Raw genomic sequence first — 18,254 nt, 5'->3', positions numbered from 1 at the left:
TGATAGATTTCAACTTTATCTTGTTTAGATAATTTAGACATAAAAATAACCCCCAAATTTGTCCTAAATTTGGGGGTCATATCAAATCGCAGAAACTTTTTGATAAATTACATTTAAAACTAATCTTGATAGTTTACTAATTCTAAGAATGAATCAGGCTTAAGTGAGGCACCACCAACTAAACCACCATCAATGTCTGGTTTAGCCATTAATTCTTTAACATTACCAGGATTTACTGAACCACCATATTGAATTCTAACGTTCTCAGCAGTTTCTTCGTTGTATAAATCTTTAACAGTGTCACGAATAGTTTTGCACATTTCTTCAGCTTGATCAGAACTGGCAGTCTTACCTGTACCTATTGCCCAGATAGGTTCATAAGCAATAACTAAGTTAGAAACTTGGTCAGCAGAAAGACCGGCAAGAGCGGCTTTTATTTGACTAACTACCCAATCTTCTTGCTTGTTAGCTTCACGTGTTTCAAGTGATTCACCACAGCAAATAATTGGCGTAATGTCATTAGCAAATAAAGCTTTAGCTTTCTTGTTAATATCTTCGTCTGTCTCGTGGAAGTAGCCACGACGTTCAGAGTGACCAATAATGCAGTAATTCATGCCCATTTCTTTTAAAACTTTAGGTGAAGTTTCACCAGTAAAGGCACCCTCATCCTCAAAATAAGCATTTTCTGCACCGACGCGTAATTCAGAACCATTTGCGGCTTGAGCTAAACTTTCGAGATCAACAGCAGGAGCACAAATCAGTGCTTCAACTTTACTTGCTTCTGGCAATTTATCCTTTACGGCAGCAACAAACTCAGTTGTTTGCTTAGGATTCATATGTAATTTCCAGTTACCAGCAATAATTGGTGTACGCATGTAAATAATGTCCTTTCTTAAAGTTTACTTGTCTGAAATGCAGGCAATTCCTGGTAATTCCTTACCTTCAAGATATTGCAAAGAAGCACCACCACCAGTAGAAATGTGGGTGATCTTAGGAGCAATACCAAGTTGTTTAGCAGCAGCAGTAGAATCACCACCACCGATAATAGTAGTAGCATCAGTTAAGTCAGCAAGAGCCTTTCCAACTTCTAGAGTACCTTCAGCAAAGTTTGACATTTCAAAGGCACCCATTGGTCCGTTCCAAACAACTGTCTTGGCATCCTTTAAAACATCTTTGAACTTGGCAACAGTCTTAGGACCGATATCAAGACCCATCATGTTTTCAGGAATGTCATCTTCTACAACTTTGCGAGCTGCATCATTAGAAAACTCAGTAGCTGCAACATTGTCAACAGGCAAAACAATTTTACCATCAGCGTCTTGCAACAATTTTTTTGCAAGATCTACTTTATCTGGTTCAAACAAAGATTTACCAATTTCATGGCCTTGAGCTGCTAAGAATGTGTAAGCCATACCACCACCAATTAAAATGTGGTCAGATTTTGGAATGAGGTTAGTAATAACATCGATCTTGTCTGAAACCTTGGCACCACCTAAAATTGTAACGAATGGATGTACAGGGTTAGCAACAGCATCACCCAAGAACTTAATTTCTTTTTCCATTAAGAAACCTGCAGCAACTGGCTTGCCGTCCTTCTTCATGGCTTCAGCAATACCAACATTTGAAGCATGGCTTCTGTGAGCTGTACCAAAAGCATCGTTAACATACATGTCACCTAATGAAGCCCAGTATTCACCTAACTTAGGATCATTCTTGCTTTCACGCTTGCCAAAATCATTATCAATATCTTGGAAACGAGTGTTTTCCAAAACATCAACGTCACCGTCTTGCATTTTGGCAACAGCATCTTCAACTTCTTTACCTTCGTTAGCTGGAACAAAAGTTACTGGTTTCTTCAAAAGTTCGCTTAAACGTTCTGCAACTGGTTTTAATGACAATTCTTTCTTATCGTCATCAGACTTTACACGGCCCAAGTGACTAAGCAAAATTGCTTTACCACCATTTTCAATAATGTATTTGATAGTTGGAAGTGCAGCAACAATTCTGTTGTCATCTCCAATGACACCATCTTTAATTGGTACGTTAAAATCAACACGGACTAAAACTTTTTTACCTTTTACATCAAGGTCAGAAACTATTAATTTAGCCATCTATATCCTCCGATAACTTTATTTATTTAATTTTGAAAAAAAGGCGGAAGGAAGAATTTCCCTCCGCCTTCTCTTTTACCACCTAACAGTAATCAAATATTACAGATTAAAGAGTAGCAAATTTCAACAAAGTACGAACCATTTGGCAAGTGAATGAGTATTCATTGTCGTACCAAGCAACAGTCTTAACTAATTGATTGTCACCGGCAGTAGTTACCATGGTTTGAGTTGGGTCAAAGATTGAACCAGCAGTCATACCAACTACATCACTTGAAACAATTTCGTCATCGTTGTAACCAAATGATGGACTCTCGTACTTCTTCAATGCTGAGTTAACTTCGTCAGCAGTAACTTTCTTGTCAAGGATTGAAACTAATTCAGTTAATGAACCATCAGTAACTGGAACACGTTGTGCATGACCGTTAACTTTACCGTTCAATTCTGGAACAACAAGACCAATGGCCTTAGCAGCACCAGTTGAGTGAGGAATAATGTTAACTGCAGCAGCACGAGCGGCACGCATGTTACCACCACGAACAGGACCATCCAAAAGCATTTGGGTTGAAGTGTAAGCGTGGATAGTAGTCATAGTAGCTACTTTAATACCAAATTCTTTTTGCAAAGCATCAACCATTGGTGCTAATGAGTTAGTAGTACATGAACCAGCAGAAACGATCTTGTCGTTTGCATCCAAAGTGTCATCGTTTACTGAGTAAACAATAGTCTTTAAGTCATTACCAGCAGGAGCTGAAATCAAGACTCTCTTGGCACCTGCGTCAAGGTGAGCTTGTGACTTAGCCTTGCTTGTGTAGAAACCAGTACATTCAAGAACAAAGTCAACACCATCATTCTTAACCCAAGGAATGTTTTGAGCTTGAGGTTCTGCGTATACACGGTATTTCTTGCCATCTACAACGATTGAATCTTCAGTAGCTGAAACTTCGTGGTTGAAAGTGCCATGAGTTGAGTCATATTTTAGCAAGTGTGCCAAAAGTGCTGGAGTAGTCAAGTCGTTAATAGCAACAACTTCAATATCCTTTGACTTTTCGCCCAAATCCATAATGCGACGGAATGCCAAACGACCAATACGGCCAAAGCCGTTAATACCAATTTTAACTGTCATATTCTAAAGTCCTCCTTAAGAACTATGTAAGAACTGTAAACATCAATTTATTTTAAATGAGAATTATTTCTCCTTTAAAATCTTCTCTGAGGCTCCTTCATCAGTAATTAACCAGGTTTGATGAGGAGCATTGGGCATATAAGCCTTGATTGCTTTAGCCTTGCGACCACCGCAAGCAAATGCAAATATGTGAGGTATTTTATTTAGATTCTCAAACTGCAAGCCAACCTGATGCACGCGGTCAACAATCTTTCCTTCGCCATCGAAAAAACACCCAAAACACTCGGTGACTACTTTTTTTTCACGCAACTCGGACAAACGAACTGAATCGTATCCTCTGCGTCTTGCCATGTCGTGAGCTAGTCCAATTCCGTGAATTACAACATCGGTTTGTGAAATATCTTCAAGGACATCAGTAAATGTAGATTCACGAATTAAAGATTTGTATGCAGCTGATGAAATCTGTTCTGGTAAATATAACGTTTTATATTTACCACCTGTTTCAGCAGCCATTTCTTGAACGATAGTATTACTTTGAATAGCAACATTTTCGCCCAAAGCTCCACGACCCGGTACAAATACCAATTGTCGATTTTTACTTAAACTTTTAGACAAATTCCTAGTCGATTTTGCAAGAGCTTCACCACCAAGAACAGTAATAATTGAATGTCCTAACGGCAAAAGAAGATCCAGAGCTGCATTAAGCTCTTCACCCATTCTCTCATAAACCAAGTCCTGTAAATCGCTATCACCCGGTACAATAATTGTCCGTTCGATACCAAGTTTACGCGCCAAATCAATTTCTGTTTTGCGAGCGTTAAACAAACGATCTATCAGTGGAGCAGCCTCCTGCAATATCTTTTTGCCCTTTTCTGTCATAAACATGCCAAAACTTTTGATCTCAATCAAACCATGATCACGAAGATATTCAGTTTCTGTTCGCACATTTCTTTCAGAAAGTCCTAGTGACTGAGCCACACTTCTGCGTCCTACTGGTGCATTAAGTGATATTTGCTCAAGAACAAGATATCTTTGTCGAAAAACTTTTAAGATGTCAGGAACGAGAGCTTCAAGCACGGGAAATTCCGAGTACATCAATATCTCTCCTTCTTCTGGGACCAAATTGACCCATTTATTGTCATTAGGTGTCCCAGATTGTCTAAAAATATATGAGAAACGTGACCTGACGCTAATCAAGTTACTCATTTCTCAATCGACAACTATAGTATAGCAACACACAAAAAATAATTCAAGTGAAATCAAACCAATTAGAAAGTCTTAATATTTTACCCAACTTTTGTTTTAAAATGTCTTACTGTCTTTTTCGTTTATCAAAGAAAAAACAATTCAATTTTTAGTTTTTTTCTGTTATACTTGTTGTTGTGCCAATTCTGGGCCCTTAGTGTAATGGATCGCACGTAAGATTCCGGTTCTTAAAATCTGAGTTCGACTCTCAGGGGACCCATTGAATTAAAAAGAGTATCTCTTGCAATTTAGCAAAAGATACTCTTTCTGTTTTAAGCTAATAAATTTTGTATAGCTTCTTGGTTCTCACTATTTAGCTTATCTTTAAGCAAATACGTAAATACTGCTCTCATTGCTGTTTTTTTGTTTGCAGCTTGCTGCCAGACAATAGATTTTTTGCCATCAAGCACAGAAGCCGTTACTTCTTCACCCCGGTTTGCTGGCAAACAGTGCATAAATTTAACGGACGGATTTTTTGTTTTAGCTAGTAGCTCATCATTAACCTGATACTTAGGATAAAAAAGTTTCATATATTCGTCTTTGCTATGCTCTTGATCATATAGACCATACCAAACATCTGTATAAACGAAATCAGCATCCTCTAAAACTTTTTCGTCTTCGGATAGTGTAATTGTGCCACCATTTTCTTGAGCAATTTTTGCGGCTTTATCCAATATTTCCATAGACAGATGTTTTTCTTTAGGACCATACTGAACGAAGTGCATCCCCATTTGTGCACATAAAAATAGTGCTGAAACTGTAATCTGAGTTGCATCTCCTACAAAAACCAGCTTAACATCAGATAGTTTCTTTCCTTGAGGCAAAAATTCCTTGATTGTAATTAAATCTCCAAGGGCTTGTGTTGGATGATCATTATCACTCATAAAATTAACTACGGGTGCAGGTGAATTTTGAGCAATTTCAATAATATCCTCATGACTGGCAGTTCTAACCCCAATGATATCAACCAGATCACCTAGGGCATGACTCGTATCAGCTAAGCCTTCATGACCATTTTCTCCCAATTGAATTTGACCAGGTGCTAAATACAATGCGTGACCGCCAAGTTCAGTCATTGCAGTTTCAGCTGAACAGCGTGTTCTTGTAGACACCTGATCAAAAATCATACCCAGACTTTTTCCTTTTAATAACGATGGATAATATCCATGATTAATAGTTGCTTCAATTTTAATACCGAGTTCAACTAAATATTGCATTTCGTCTTTTGAAAAGCTACAAGTATCAATAAAGTCTCTTTTAACCAAAAAATTCTCCTTAAAATAACTTCTATTTATGTTGTTGCGTACCATAATACAGGAAACCGGCTTTTTTTGAAATCAATGGGGGTCGAATATAGAAAGTCTTAATTACTTTTAAAACATTTTAAAGTAAAAGTTGAAGTATAAATTTTAGTACTAAACTCATAATTGATAGTATTTTTCATTTATATCAAGTTCAAAAATGATAGACAAAAAAAGCAGCTTGATAATCAAGCTGCTCAGTAAATAATTTTAATTCGTGTTACCGGCTGTTAATTCTCCCCTTTGAGCAAACTCAACATAAAGCTTATTGCCATATGAGGATAGCCCTTCAATTTCACGTCTAACATTCAAATGATGGGTCTTCTTAAATGTACCATCTTTATCAACTTTGAAGATGTAATCATTAAAGCCAACATAGAATTGACTGTGCTTTTGATCATAAGTGAATCCTTGAACTGGCGAATGATTGCTTACAAAGTTGCCTTTTGTAGCGCCAACTTCAACAGGAGTCCAAGTGTCACCACTGCGGGTAACTTTCCAATATTCATAATATCCGTGGCCACCATTATGGAACAGGCAATACATTGTATTGTCACCAGCAAATGTAGCATTGTGAATATATCTTGGATTACCATAATTAGAAATTCTAAAGGTCCAAATTTGATTAATCTTCATATCTGACTTACGTATTTGCAAGATTTCTTCAGAAGCATCTGAATTGCTTGAGGTATTATTATTGGCAATTACGTAAACATATTTAGATGATGAACCAATAGCTTGACCATGTCCTAGTTTAATATAAGGACTAACTTTAATATGTGATGCATATTTCTTAAAAGTTGACCAGTTTAGGGTTAATAAGTTTTGTGCCTTAAACTTGTTAATGTGTTTTAAGTCATAAGAAACTAAGTGACCGTTTTGTGCTTTGCTTGAGTTAAAGACTGCAACAGTGAAGTTCGAGCCATGAACAGTAATTCCCTCAGGAATTACACCTACCTGACCCATCTTATCTCCTGCCTTATTGTAGTCAAGACTCACAAATCGAGGCTGGAACAACTTAGTTTTCAATGTTAAACTATTAGCTTTAAAAGTATTAGATCTGTTTTCAGGAGTATAGTGATGAGCTGCATTCCAATTTCTGGATGAAGACTTAGAACTTCCCTTCCACGTAGAAACTTCCTTTGGACCATTTTTAGGAGTTTTATTTGCTCTTGCAATACCTTCATTCTTGTCAGAGCGAACTGTGACATCTACGCTAGCCTTGGCTTTGCCATAACTGTAATCTACAGTGGTCTTTCCTGGCGTACCCGAGTCAATCTTAGATTTAGAAACATTAACTTTATTTGCATCAACAGCGGTTCCAGTACTATCAGTCACATAATTAATCGCATCTTTAGTATTAAATGAATATTGATTATTTTGTACTAAACTGACTTTGTTAGCTACTGAAATCTTATTTCTGGCAAAAAAGTTTTGGCTAACCCAACCAACTGTACGACCGTCAACAATTATTTTCCAAAACTTGCCTTTTTTAGTGGCAATAGACTTCTTAGACTGAATCTGTGCATGTTTGAAATACTTTGTAGAGGTGAACTTGCCAGATGGTCCCTTCTTTGATGCACTATGATAAACTGCGTAGTTGCCATTGCCAGCTATCTTAGTAACAGCCTTATGATAACTTTTAGCAGAAATGTATGAATTATTACTCCCAACAAATAAACCAACTGCGGCTATTGTTCCTGCAACCAGCAGCTTGTTTTTAAATTTTTTCCCCATTAAAGCTTACAACCCTTCTTTTATAATATAATAACAGTTTTGCACTTTTCTGGGCATAAATCAATAATTACCGCCGTTATAAAAATAAACTACTTTTTATTAGATTTTTATAACCATTTAAGCTAAAATAATAAAATTGTTATCTTAAAATAAGGGAGTAGTTTCATGGGTGAAACACCAAACAATTCTAAAAAGATGATGTGGACAACGCTTGCTACTATGGCTTTTTCTATAGTGTGGAGCTTTGGCAACGTTGTTAACGGATTTATATACTTTGATGGTACAAAGGTAATTTTCAGCTGGATTGTTATTTTCCTGCTTTTCTTTATTCCTTATGCCTTAATGGTTGGTGAACTGGGGTCTGTTTTTAAGGATTCTGAAGGCGGTGTTGCCTCTTGGATTAACGCCACCATTGGACCTAAATGGGCTTATTATGCTGGCTGGACCTTTTGGGCTGTTCACGTGGTTTACATTTCCAGTAAAGGTACAGGTGGCCTGAGAGGCATGGCCTGGGGTATATTTGGAAATACAAACTGGTATGACAGTCTGCCAACAGCTTGGACACAATTAGCTACACTAGTAGTCTTTTTATTCTTTTGCTGGGTAGCTAGCCGGGGAATTCCAGTAATCAAAACTTTGTCGACAATAGCTGGTACCTCAATGTTCATCATGTCAATTTTATTTATCATTATGATGTTTGCGGCTCCAATGATTAATCCGCACGCTAATTTCAATACTGTAAACTGGAATTGGCAAAACTTTGTGCCAGATTTTAACATTAAGTATTTTACTTCTCTTTCTATCTTAGTATTTGCTGTTGGTGGAGCAGAGAAAATTTCGCCATATGTTAATAAACTGAAAAATCCATCAAGAAATTTCCCTAAAGCTATGTTAGGTTTAGCCGGAATGGTGATGATTTCAGCTATTTTGGGCACAATAGCTTTAGCATTAATGTTTGATCCAAAGACCGTTAATGGCAATTTGAATGAATACATTTCAAACGGTCCTTACATTGCCTTTCAAAAATTAGGTGAATATTACGGAGTTGGTGGATTATTCCTCTACATTTATGCCTGGTGCAATGTGATAGGTCAATTTTCCGCATTGGTTATAAGTATTGATGCTCCTCTTAGAATGCTGTTAGGAGGCAAAGAAGCTAAAGACTTCATTCCTAAAAAGCTCTTAAAAGTTAATAAGCATGGTGCCTACATTAATGGTATTTGGATGATTGTTATACTTTCGGGTGGAATTATAGCACTTCAAGCCGTTATGCCTGATGCACAAGCAGTAATGGCGCAATTAGTCAAACTCAATTCGATTGTAATGCCAATGCGTTATCTATGGGTTTTTATTGCATATTTGGCTTTACGAAAACAACATGAAAAGTTCCACAAGGGTTTTGACAACTACCAAATGACCAAGCATCAATGGCTGGCATATATAGCTGGCCTTTGGGGATTGGCAGTTACTATTGCATGCTGTTTAATGGGTATGTACTCATCTGATCCATTTACATTATGTCTAAATATCGCTACCCCTGTAGTATTACTGTTACTTGGTTTGATTATGCCAACTATCAGAAGACATCAAGAAGAAAAATAATAATTAAATAAAATCGCCTTGCTTAAGGCGGTTTTTTCTTTACCAAAAATGCTAAACTATAACTAAATAATAAAGGAGATGAGAACTTTGCCTAATTTTCATGATGATGCTGAAGACTTATTGCGTAACCATCACTTAAAAGCAACTAAGCCCCGTTTAAAAATATTAGAATACTTAATGGCACATCATAATCATCCTACTGCGGCTACAATTTTTTCAGCAATTAGTGGTGATGAACCTACTTATCGTGCTACGGTTTACAATACTCTAAACAAATTAGTTGATGCAGGAATTGTAATTGAAATAAAAAATGGTGATGATTCTCTGCACTACGATTACTTTGTCAAACCCCACTTTCATATTATCTGTAAAAAGTGTGGCAAAATTGCTGACGTCTATTATCCTGAATTCGATACAATTGAAAACCGCATGAGAACAGAAGCCGAAAAGCAAACTGGGTTCGTCACATCCTCTAGTCACGTTGAAATATACGGTATATGTCCTGAATGCCAAAAAAAAGAAAAAAAGAGCTAAAGCTCTTTTTTATTTATTATAAATAATTTATTGGTAACTTTTTTTAATCAAATTTATTTTACCATTTGCTTTTGGTGAACTGATCCAATTTCTTATCCACATGCTGAAAATTTGAGAACCAAGTAGATCAATATATCCTTTTTGTTCTGCATTTAAAAGTAAGTTACTAAAAAAAATGTTTTAAAAGAAAAATGAATTCTACTCTTTTTAATGAATCTCTTTTAATCTTGGCATTTTTGAATTTATAGCTGTTAATTACATTATTAATTTCATTTTAAAACTTTGTGAGTTATCTAAGGTAGTATAAATCGCTAAATTTTTTATTTTTATTTTGCATGGCAAGTCGCGGTGTTTTCCAATAAATTTGATCAGTTGTTATCGAAGCACTGCTTGCAACAACTAAAACTGGTTGACCCATTTCCGAATGCAGACCGTAATATATGCCATCTCCTGTTCCCTGCATCCAAGCTCGAAAATTAATCCATCTGATGCCATGAATATTCCTGTTCAATTCTCCTGTCATTTTCCAATTTTCGGTTCTTATTTGATAGTTTTTAGACATTTCTCCATATGTTTTATGCTCAAAAAATTTATCTTCGATCCGATGCAGTTCATATTTTTCACCATCTTCAATAGTATAATTTGAGCCAATTGTCGTAGTATTCATATGTTTATTAAAATAACTATACCAGTTACCTCGCATAGCAAACGGCATGATGAAAGCTCCGGCATCACCCTGCATTCTTTGGCTCATTAGCTTTGGACTGATCCTTAGATCAAAGATCCTAGTTTTACGCGCATTTTTGCTAATTAAATTATCCCAGCCATTTTCTTTCAAGTATTGACTCATAGTTCTAATTGTTGCTTGTCCCAACTCTTTCATGCCATTGTTCGTATATAAATAAACAACATTATCTTGACCCACTTGTTTTAAAGTATAGAGCACTTCGTGATCTCCTATTTGGTAAACTACACCAAAGCTCGAAGGTACATGAGGAAAATATTCGCTGTTTTTAACAGCAACACTAATTCCATTTTCTTTTTCGTCTTCTAATGTTTTTTGCCAGTCACCGCCATATTTTTTGGCAGCATATACCGCTATGACAGTTGCTGTTCTTTTAGGATTTATGCTGGAATCAATTGCCTTACCTTTTCTAGGTGCAGATTTAGTCTTAGAATTAGATTCATTTGGTTTTGATTTTACTATTTCAGGAGCAGAAGCAGATTTTGTTTGTGTATGCTGGCTACAAGCCGATAACATTAAAAGCACTAAAGATGAAAAAGCCAAAAATTGCAGTATTTTTGACATTTTTAACTTACCTAATATTTTCAAGAATTTCATTTTTGAATTTTTAAACTCTTTCTTTAATTCTCCGATTTTAAAATATTATCATATTCTTCATTACTATACTGCTTAATCAAAGGCCAAGTTTTATCAGTACTACCCTCATCGAAAAATACCAATTGACTGGTTTCTTCTATTTGGTGATCTCCAATTAGTCGTTCAATTACTTGTTTAAAAATTCACCACTTTCGGTATACAATAATGTTTTCTTGCCTGCTTGACAGGTTTTGCCATCAACATTAGTAGCCTTAATATTATAGTAAGTTTTGCCTTTAGCAGTTTTATTAACATAAACGTGTACTTTTTTGGTCTTCTTAGCAGCACTGACTTCAGTACACCGCTACTAAATGCGTTATTTGATGTTTTATTTAAACCAACTAATAACAAAGCTGCACCAGACACTAACATCATCATTTTTTGTAAAAACTATTCTTTTTCCTTTTTAAATCCCTTCTTAATTTATTTACCTTATTAATACCTTTTATCACTAACTATTTTACCGGTTCCAATTGATTTGATCTTTTGACTTTCATTATCTTCATCATCACTGCCAGATGAACGGAATGAAGCACCTTTATACAGCAAAACCTGTTTTCTTTCAGTATCACCACTTTCAAAAGTAAAGGTAATTTTATAAACTACATTACTGGACTTATTTGGTGCAGGATTAACAGAAATTACAGAACATGACATATCATAACTGTCAATGTCGTCATCTTCATCATATCCTTTGTCCATTTTCCGTAACTCTTGATAACTCTTGTTCTCCGCTCCATTAACAAAAGCATCTTCATCGGGATTCTTAAAATTGTCCTCTAATATTTCTTGGGCATCTTCTTTGGCAATTAGACCATCCCACTTAGGCTCAATGGTCTTATGACTATCATTTGCATCATCGTATTGCACATCACCATAATTCATTTCCTGAGATTTAATAGTATTATTACCCACTTTAGCCTTAACATAAATTTTCAACTTATCGGTTACTGGATAATCCTTAAATGTTAATTTACCTTTTTTGTTTAAAGTACCAACATTTTTATCATTCAAGTAAAGGATTGCACCAGGGGTACTTTAAACCGTGAAATTTTCAGTCCTAATTCCCATATCGACTGTTCCACTGGACCACAAATCATAATTTGATTTAGTCGATAGATTCCTGCCTGAGATATTAGACTTAACTTTTATGTGGTATGTCCCGACGAACAAGCGTCTTAATTTAACACCATATTTATTATCTTGTTTTTCACTAGCAAAATTACCCGGTTTAACCTGACCAATGTATTTACCATTGACAGTTATGGAAGAATTTGAATGATTAGTGCCTACGGTTGCATAAATTGTAGGTACCCTTAATACATACCTCGGAAAAAGCAGCATATGATGACCAGATTGAACAAGATGAATTCTATTGAATGATGCGTCTTCTTTTAAATAATTAATTAATTCGTTAGCAGCTTTATGATGTTCAGCAAAATAAGTCTGAGTTGGTTTTAAAGCCTCATCTGTTACCTGCATGGCAGAATCGTCCGCAACAACGTCTTTAGCTAATCCGGCTTTTGTATCAATTAAATCTGATTTAATTCTATTAATTTGATTTTCTTTTGAATAATGGTTTGAGCCCCAAGCATAAAATATTGTAAAAACTGCTAAAAATGCTACACCCAGAGTGAGCAAAACTTTTGTTTTCTTCTTCATAGGTTGAGCATAATAAGCTTTACGTCCTTGAGATGAGGTCTGTTTCTTAACTGTTTGCTGATATGCTTGTCTTGATGGACTGGCATGCTCTTTTTCTGCTAATTTGAAACCGCAGTTAGGACAAAACTCGACGTTGTTCTCTAACTTTGTGCCACAATTGGGACAAAATCTTTTTTCACTCATTATTACTTACTCCTTTAACCTTATCAGCTAAAGGCTGAAAACAACTGGTTCATTAATGAATCATAAGCTGAACTATATATCAGCGAAAACAAAATTATTAGAGCAATAATGATAATAAAGAAAGAAATGATGTAACCATACATTTTGTCACGTACCGGCTTAAGATTTTCACCTAAAGTAATCACCTGAAAACCCATAAAGAAGTTTGCAATTATTAGCAAAAACAATAAAACTGCCATTGAGCCGTTACTTGACCCTAATAACATGATAATAAACGTTAAAACAGTCAGAATTAAGTTCAAATTACTACTATGAACACCAGAATTAACAAATTCGAGCAAATTTTTGCCGCGACCATAAATAAATCTATAAGCTGCATAATAGCCACCAATAACTATCACTTCAAAAAGGACCGAGAAAAATAATAGTGCAATTGTAGCATTAAAGGCAATTCCAGAAACTGTATCTCCTAAGCCAAAACCTCCCGCATTGTATCTATTAGCAACAACTTTCATTCCAAAATAAATTCCTAAAACTAGCACAATATCTTCTGCAAGGATAGTCACCCAGCCATACCAACTTTCTCCAGTAAGTTCTGAAAATGGATGTTTCCATGAAGCCACACACCATTGCCAATAGTTGTTAAACTTCTCTTTTCTTGCGCTACTTGAAGTTTGATATTGATTATTAGCTTGTTCTTGATTTGAAACAGCTGGTTGAACATAATTTTGCGGTTTTGGTGGCATGGCCTTAGCTTGTGCAAACTGGCTTTCAATTTGACTATTTCGCTCAGAAGTAGATTGCTGATCATTTAGAGTTGTACTTTGTTTTATATGCTCCGGCTCAATTCTTTCCGGAGTAATTGGTGAGTTTACAGTCTGCTTATAATTTTCTTTATTTTCTTGAACATTACTGATGTTACGTAAATCGGTACCACATTTAGTACAAAAATTAACGTCAGATTCCATCAAAGCGCCACAATTGGGACATTTTTTCATTTATTTACTCCTATAAAAAATAATTATCTTTAATCATTATTTAAAATTGGTTCTTTTTTGTTATCAAATTAATCACCAACTTTAGCCCAGTCAAAATCTTTACCGAATTAACATATTCTCCATTGCCATTATCTTGGAAATTATAAATTTCAGGATTGCCTTTTGAATCATTATTTAGAGGGAACAAGTAAACTGCTAAAGGCTTGTTCAAATAATGAGTACCCGGTTACTCAGCCATTTTTTGTAGTTTTTCATAATCTGCTTTAGTTGCATTTTTAAGCTATTTATTATCAAGATTATGTGCTTCAACACCAGTTAAATGCTTTTCATCTGGAGTCAATTCAGCTTTAACATTTTGAATACTAAAGAGCCCCTTCACTAAAAGAACTACAACTATAATTACTTTAATAGTATTCTTATGTTTATTCTTCATTCAACCACTCTTTCCTAAACACAAAATTAATGCTTTCATAAATAAAAGCATTAATTAAGATGCATTTTCCTACAAAATAAGCAAATTTTATATTGCATACAATTACTTTAGTTAACCTGTAAAACTAATTGTAAATGTGCTACAAATTATAATAGAACTGCTGTAGCAGTTTTGGAACATCATATAAAAATAATAAAAAGAGAGATTATAGTAGCAGTAAACTTTTCATTTATGAACATACAAAACGATTTAGACCAAGTTAAGAGTTTTTGCTATTAAAAATGCTTTTTTGCTTTTTGTTTTTATATAATATAATTATTTATTCATTATTTATAAGTGTAATTATAAAATCATGAATTAGTAAGATATAACTATCTTTAAGATTTTCTAAACATGTAATTTTATTTTTTTATTGAAAGAAAAATATTCTTTTTTAAATTTCAAATAAAAAAATAAGAGCATGTTAGCTCTTATTTTGAATAATTTTTGTTCTAATTAATATTTGTGCTTACGAGTAACTCAGCTCTTTGAGCTAAATTAACATATAACTTATTATCACTTACTGATAGTCCCTCAATTTCACGACCAGTATCAAATGAATAGGTATCCTTTATTTTACCATTACGTCCAATCTTAAAGATTAAATCATTAAAGGCTAAATAAAAGTTTTTGTTTTTAGCATCATAGGTAAACCCCTGTACTGGAGCGTTGTTATTAACAAAGTTGCCATCAGTTTTTCCTACTAACTTTGGATACCAGTTATCACCGGTACGAGTAAATTCCCAGTATTCATAGCAATTATTTTCTGTGTCATGATAAATTGTATACATATCATAGTCAGAAACTATTACACCATTTTGGAAATAACGCGAACTCTTTCCATCATCGATCCAAGTTTTAATTGTCCAAATTTTATTAATCTGCAAGTCACTTTTACGTATTTGAATTAATTCTTCAGAATCATTTGTATCTTTCAAAGTATTGTCATTGTTTAAAACATAAATGTATTTGTCACTTGAGCCCATAGCTTGTCCGTGACCGATTGGAATATACGGACTAACTTTGATATGTTTAACGTAATTGTTAAACTTCTTCTGGGTCATATCAAGCAAATGTTGTGAATTATAGGGATTGGTCAATTTGTTCAAATCATAACCAACAATATGACCTGACATTAAATCTGTATGGCTCAAAAGACTTGTGTATGTCCAACCATCAGAAACGGTTACTCCTTCGGGAATATGTCCGACACGGTTAATGTTATCATCAGTTGGATCGGCAACACTTAGTAAAACCGGTTGATAAAACTTGGTTTTCAGTGTCAAATTGCCACTAGTTAAAGTATGTTTACTATCTTCTGGACTATACTCTGTTGGACTAAGATAGTTTAAGGATGAACCATAATGAGTTTTCCATGCTTGATAATCATTTGTGCCTGGCTGAGCTTGGAAGGAATTAAATGTATCTGCATCAACAACTCCTTCTTTAGTGCTCTTCCTAACCGTTACTTTGACTGTGACAGTTGCGTCTCCATAAGTATATTTCACTTTATATGTTTTAGGAGTACCACAATTTATACTATCTTTAGAAACAATTACCTGACTATTGTCAATTACAGTTCCCATGCTATTTGTAACATATGAAATTGCATCTTTTGTTGAAAAGTTATAAAACTCATTGCGAACTAAAGTAACAGACTTAGGAACAGCAATTTTGTTTCTGTCAAAGTAATTTTCATTTACATAACCTACTTCACGACCATTTACATAAATACGCCAATAGCGATATTTCTTGGTTTCGATCAGTTGATCCGACTGAATATGGCTGTACTGAAAATTAATGCCATCAGCTACTTTAGTACTAACTTTGCCGTCTTTAACTTCTTTCCAAACCTTATAGTTTTTGTTACCGGCAACTTTTGTCATCATAGCAAAACCAGTAACAACCTGTTTTGGCTTAGGCTTAGGTTTAGTATTATCTTGGTTATCTGTACCATTTTGATCAGTTTGACCAGATTTATTGGTATCAGTATTATCAGAATTTGCATCAGTTGAGCTGTTCGATGATTTATTATTATCATCTTGAACTGGCGGCTGAGTGCTACTGGAATCTGCCGCAACTGATGTAGTTGACAAACCGGTATAGATCAATAGTCCGGCAACTATAGTCAGCAAATAGGTTATTATTTTCTTACAAAGCTTCAAAATATATCCTCCAATATTTAAGTTTACATTTAAATTATATAATAAAAACCTCATTAAAAAGAATACAAAATTAATACACTTTCATTGACAGTATGTAATGTAAGTGATTTAATTAGCACTGTACTTGATAGAGTGCTAATTATATTTAGGAGGTAGAAAGATGCTTGTACCTACAGTTATTGAACAAACTGCACGCGGCGAACGCGCATATGATATATATTCACGTTTATTGAAAGACAGAATCATCATGCTAAGTGGTGAAATTAACGATGATATGGCAAATTCAATTATTGCACAATTACTATTTCTTGATGCTCAAGACAACACCAAGGATATTTCACTTTACATTAATTCACCGGGTGGTGTGATTACTTCTGGCTTAGCAATCATGGATACCATGAACTTTATTAAATCAGATGTTTCAACCATCGCTATTGGTATGGCAGCCTCTATGGCTTCCATTTTACTTACTAGTGGTGCAAAAGGTAAACGTTTTGCATTACCTAATTCAACGGTTCTAATTCACCAGCCTTTAGGTGGTGCTCAAGGTCAGCAAACTGATATTCAAATTGCAGCCAATGAGATTTTAAAGAGCCGTGAAAAGATTAACCGGATTTTACATGAAACTACTGGCCAGCCTTTAGAAAAGATTCAAAAGGATACTGAGCGCGATAACTACATGACAGCTCAGCAGGCTAAAGACTATGGTTTAATCGATGAAATTATGGTTAACCAAAAGAAATAAACGTTAGCAATCAGCTTGTATCAAAGAAGAAACCCATCCGCATGGATGGGTTTATTTTTTATTTCTGTATGTTTTCTGCTATATCATGAATTTTTTTGAAACGATGATTGACTCCTGATTTTGATATCGGACCGTCCGGAACTTGCTGTGCTATTTCTTTGAGTGAAAGTTCAGGTTCATCTAATCTTAGTCTAGCCAAACCCTGCAATTTTTCAGGAATATTTTCTAAGCCAATTTTGCGCTCAATTAGCTCAATGTCTTCAACCTGTTTCGCTGCAGCATTTGCCGTCTTTTTTAAATTGGCTGTATCACAATTAACAAGCCGGTTCACAGAATTCCGCATGTCACGCATAATGCGCAGATCTTCAAAAGACAGCATCGCATTCAACGCTCCAACAATATGTAAAAAGTCACCAATTTTTTCAGCTTCTTTTAGGTATACAATATAACCTCGTCGTCTTTTCGTACTTTTAGCATTCAAATTAAAACGATCATTCATAATCTTAAGTAAATCATCATTATGATCTTGATAAATAGAATAAATCTCTAAATGATACCTGCTCGTATTGGGATTATTCACACTGCCACTGGCTAAAAACGCACCCCTGAGATATGACATTGCTCCTTCACGTGACTTAATGATTCTGTCTGGGATTCTGGTGATTAAATTTAACGAGGGCGTTAAAATTTCTAAATTATTCAGTATTTCTTTGACATGATTTTGCAGTCGTACCAAATACTGGTTATTTTTCTTAAGCTTCATTTTGCGTGAAACTATTAATTGTGGCTCAACTTTATATGCAGTTTTTATTAAAGAAAATATACGTCTGGCAATTGCAGGATTTTCAGTAGTTATATCAAGGCTAAACTGATGTTCGTGAAAATTTAAGACACCATTCATGCGCAAAAAAGCAGCCAATTCTGCTTTAGCATGTTCAGGATGAATAGGTAATGAGGTCAACTCTTTTTTCACATTACTTGCATAGCTTGCCATT

At 34.9% G+C, this 18,254-nt stretch carries 16 protein-coding genes; 3 read left to right on the top strand and 13 right to left on the bottom strand.

Annotated features, from left to right (window positions below):
• Window positions 1-119: 119 nt before the first annotated feature.
• From tpiA to H3T43_RS06605, 6 genes are all read right to left on the bottom strand, one after another.
• On the bottom strand, window positions 120-875 hold the full coding sequence (tpiA, locus tag H3T43_RS06630) for a triose-phosphate isomerase (protein WP_198213403.1): 756 nt from the start codon (window positions 873-875) through the stop codon (window positions 120-122).
• Between the two features lie 24 nt (window positions 876-899).
• On the bottom strand, window positions 900-2,111 hold the full coding sequence (pgk, locus tag H3T43_RS06625; protein WP_109586101.1) for a phosphoglycerate kinase: 1,212 nt from the start codon (window positions 2,109-2,111) through the stop codon (window positions 900-902).
• Between the two features lie 106 nt (window positions 2,112-2,217).
• Window positions 2,218-3,234, bottom strand: a complete 1,017-nt coding sequence (gene gap, locus H3T43_RS06620) for a type I glyceraldehyde-3-phosphate dehydrogenase (RefSeq protein ID WP_034977515.1) — start codon at window positions 3,232-3,234, stop codon at window positions 2,218-2,220.
• Window positions 3,235-3,297: 63 nt separating this feature from the next.
• A complete protein-coding gene (locus H3T43_RS06615; RefSeq protein WP_045927821.1) occupies window positions 3,298-4,329 on the bottom strand; it encodes a sugar-binding domain-containing protein in 1,032 nt (343 codons plus the stop codon).
• A 422-nt stretch (window positions 4,330-4,751) separates the two neighbouring features.
• Window positions 4,752-5,744 (bottom strand): ornithine carbamoyltransferase, encoded by a 993-nt coding sequence (gene argF, locus H3T43_RS06610; protein ID WP_198213401.1) that lies wholly within the window; start codon window positions 5,742-5,744, stop codon window positions 4,752-4,754.
• A gap of 246 nt (window positions 5,745-5,990) precedes the next feature.
• Complete coding sequence (locus H3T43_RS06605; protein WP_198213399.1) at window positions 5,991-7,517, bottom strand: GW dipeptide domain-containing protein; 1,527 nt, start codon at window positions 7,515-7,517, stop codon at window positions 5,991-5,993.
• Between the two features lie 165 nt (window positions 7,518-7,682).
• Between H3T43_RS06605 and H3T43_RS06600 the strand changes: the two genes are divergently transcribed.
• Window positions 7,683-9,119 carry an APC family permease gene (locus tag H3T43_RS06600; RefSeq protein WP_198213397.1) on the top strand — a complete coding sequence of 479 codons (1,437 nt, stop codon included), beginning with the start codon at window positions 7,683-7,685 and terminating at the stop codon, window positions 9,117-9,119.
• A gap of 87 nt (window positions 9,120-9,206) precedes the next feature.
• Entirely contained in the window at window positions 9,207-9,653 is a 447-nt protein-coding gene (locus H3T43_RS06595; RefSeq protein WP_223896895.1) for a Fur family transcriptional regulator, read from the top strand.
• Between the two features lie 289 nt (window positions 9,654-9,942).
• Here the strand turns inward: H3T43_RS06595 and H3T43_RS06590 are convergent, their stop codons facing one another.
• From H3T43_RS06590 to H3T43_RS06565, 6 genes are all read right to left on the bottom strand, one after another.
• On the bottom strand, window positions 9,943-10,962 hold the full coding sequence (locus H3T43_RS06590) for a hypothetical protein (protein WP_198213393.1): 1,020 nt from the start codon (window positions 10,960-10,962) through the stop codon (window positions 9,943-9,945).
• Window positions 10,963-11,469: 507 nt separating this feature from the next.
• On the bottom strand, window positions 11,470-12,048 hold the full coding sequence (locus tag H3T43_RS06585; RefSeq protein ID WP_198213391.1) for a hypothetical protein: 579 nt from the start codon (window positions 12,046-12,048) through the stop codon (window positions 11,470-11,472).
• Window positions 12,049-12,072: 24 nt separating this feature from the next.
• Window positions 12,073-12,879: a zinc-ribbon domain-containing protein gene (locus tag H3T43_RS06580; protein ID WP_198213390.1), complete on the bottom strand. Its 807-nt coding sequence runs from the start codon at window positions 12,877-12,879 to the stop codon at window positions 12,073-12,075.
• Between the two features lie 23 nt (window positions 12,880-12,902).
• Window positions 12,903-13,877, bottom strand: a complete 975-nt coding sequence (locus H3T43_RS06575) for a zinc ribbon domain-containing protein (RefSeq protein WP_198213389.1) — start codon at window positions 13,875-13,877, stop codon at window positions 12,903-12,905.
• A 280-nt stretch (window positions 13,878-14,157) separates the two neighbouring features.
• Window positions 14,158-14,310 carry a hypothetical protein gene (locus H3T43_RS06570; protein WP_198213388.1) on the bottom strand — a complete coding sequence of 51 codons (153 nt, stop codon included), beginning with the start codon at window positions 14,308-14,310 and terminating at the stop codon, window positions 14,158-14,160.
• 491 nt (window positions 14,311-14,801) lie between these two features.
• Window positions 14,802-16,514, bottom strand: a complete 1,713-nt coding sequence (locus H3T43_RS06565; protein ID WP_232350293.1) for an SH3-like domain-containing protein — start codon at window positions 16,512-16,514, stop codon at window positions 14,802-14,804.
• A gap of 160 nt (window positions 16,515-16,674) precedes the next feature.
• On the opposite strand from H3T43_RS06565, the gene clpP reads away from it, so the two are divergent.
• Window positions 16,675-17,259, top strand: a complete 585-nt coding sequence (gene clpP, locus H3T43_RS06560; RefSeq protein WP_034977497.1) for an ATP-dependent Clp endopeptidase proteolytic subunit ClpP — start codon at window positions 16,675-16,677, stop codon at window positions 17,257-17,259.
• 58 nt (window positions 17,260-17,317) lie between these two features.
• On the opposite strand, the gene whiA is transcribed toward clpP, so the two are convergent.
• Window positions 17,318-18,253, bottom strand: coding sequence for a DNA-binding protein WhiA (gene whiA / locus H3T43_RS06555; RefSeq protein WP_198213386.1), 936 nt, complete (start codon window positions 18,251-18,253; stop codon window positions 17,318-17,320).
• Window position 18,254: the final 1 nt, after the last annotated feature.

This window comes from Lactobacillus sp. M0396 (assembly GCF_016101625.1).
Lineage (GTDB): Bacteria > Bacillota > Bacilli > Lactobacillales > Lactobacillaceae > Lactobacillus > Lactobacillus huangpiensis.
Note: the sequence above shows the minus strand (reverse complement) of the source record. Positions and strands in the feature narration are given on the sequence as shown.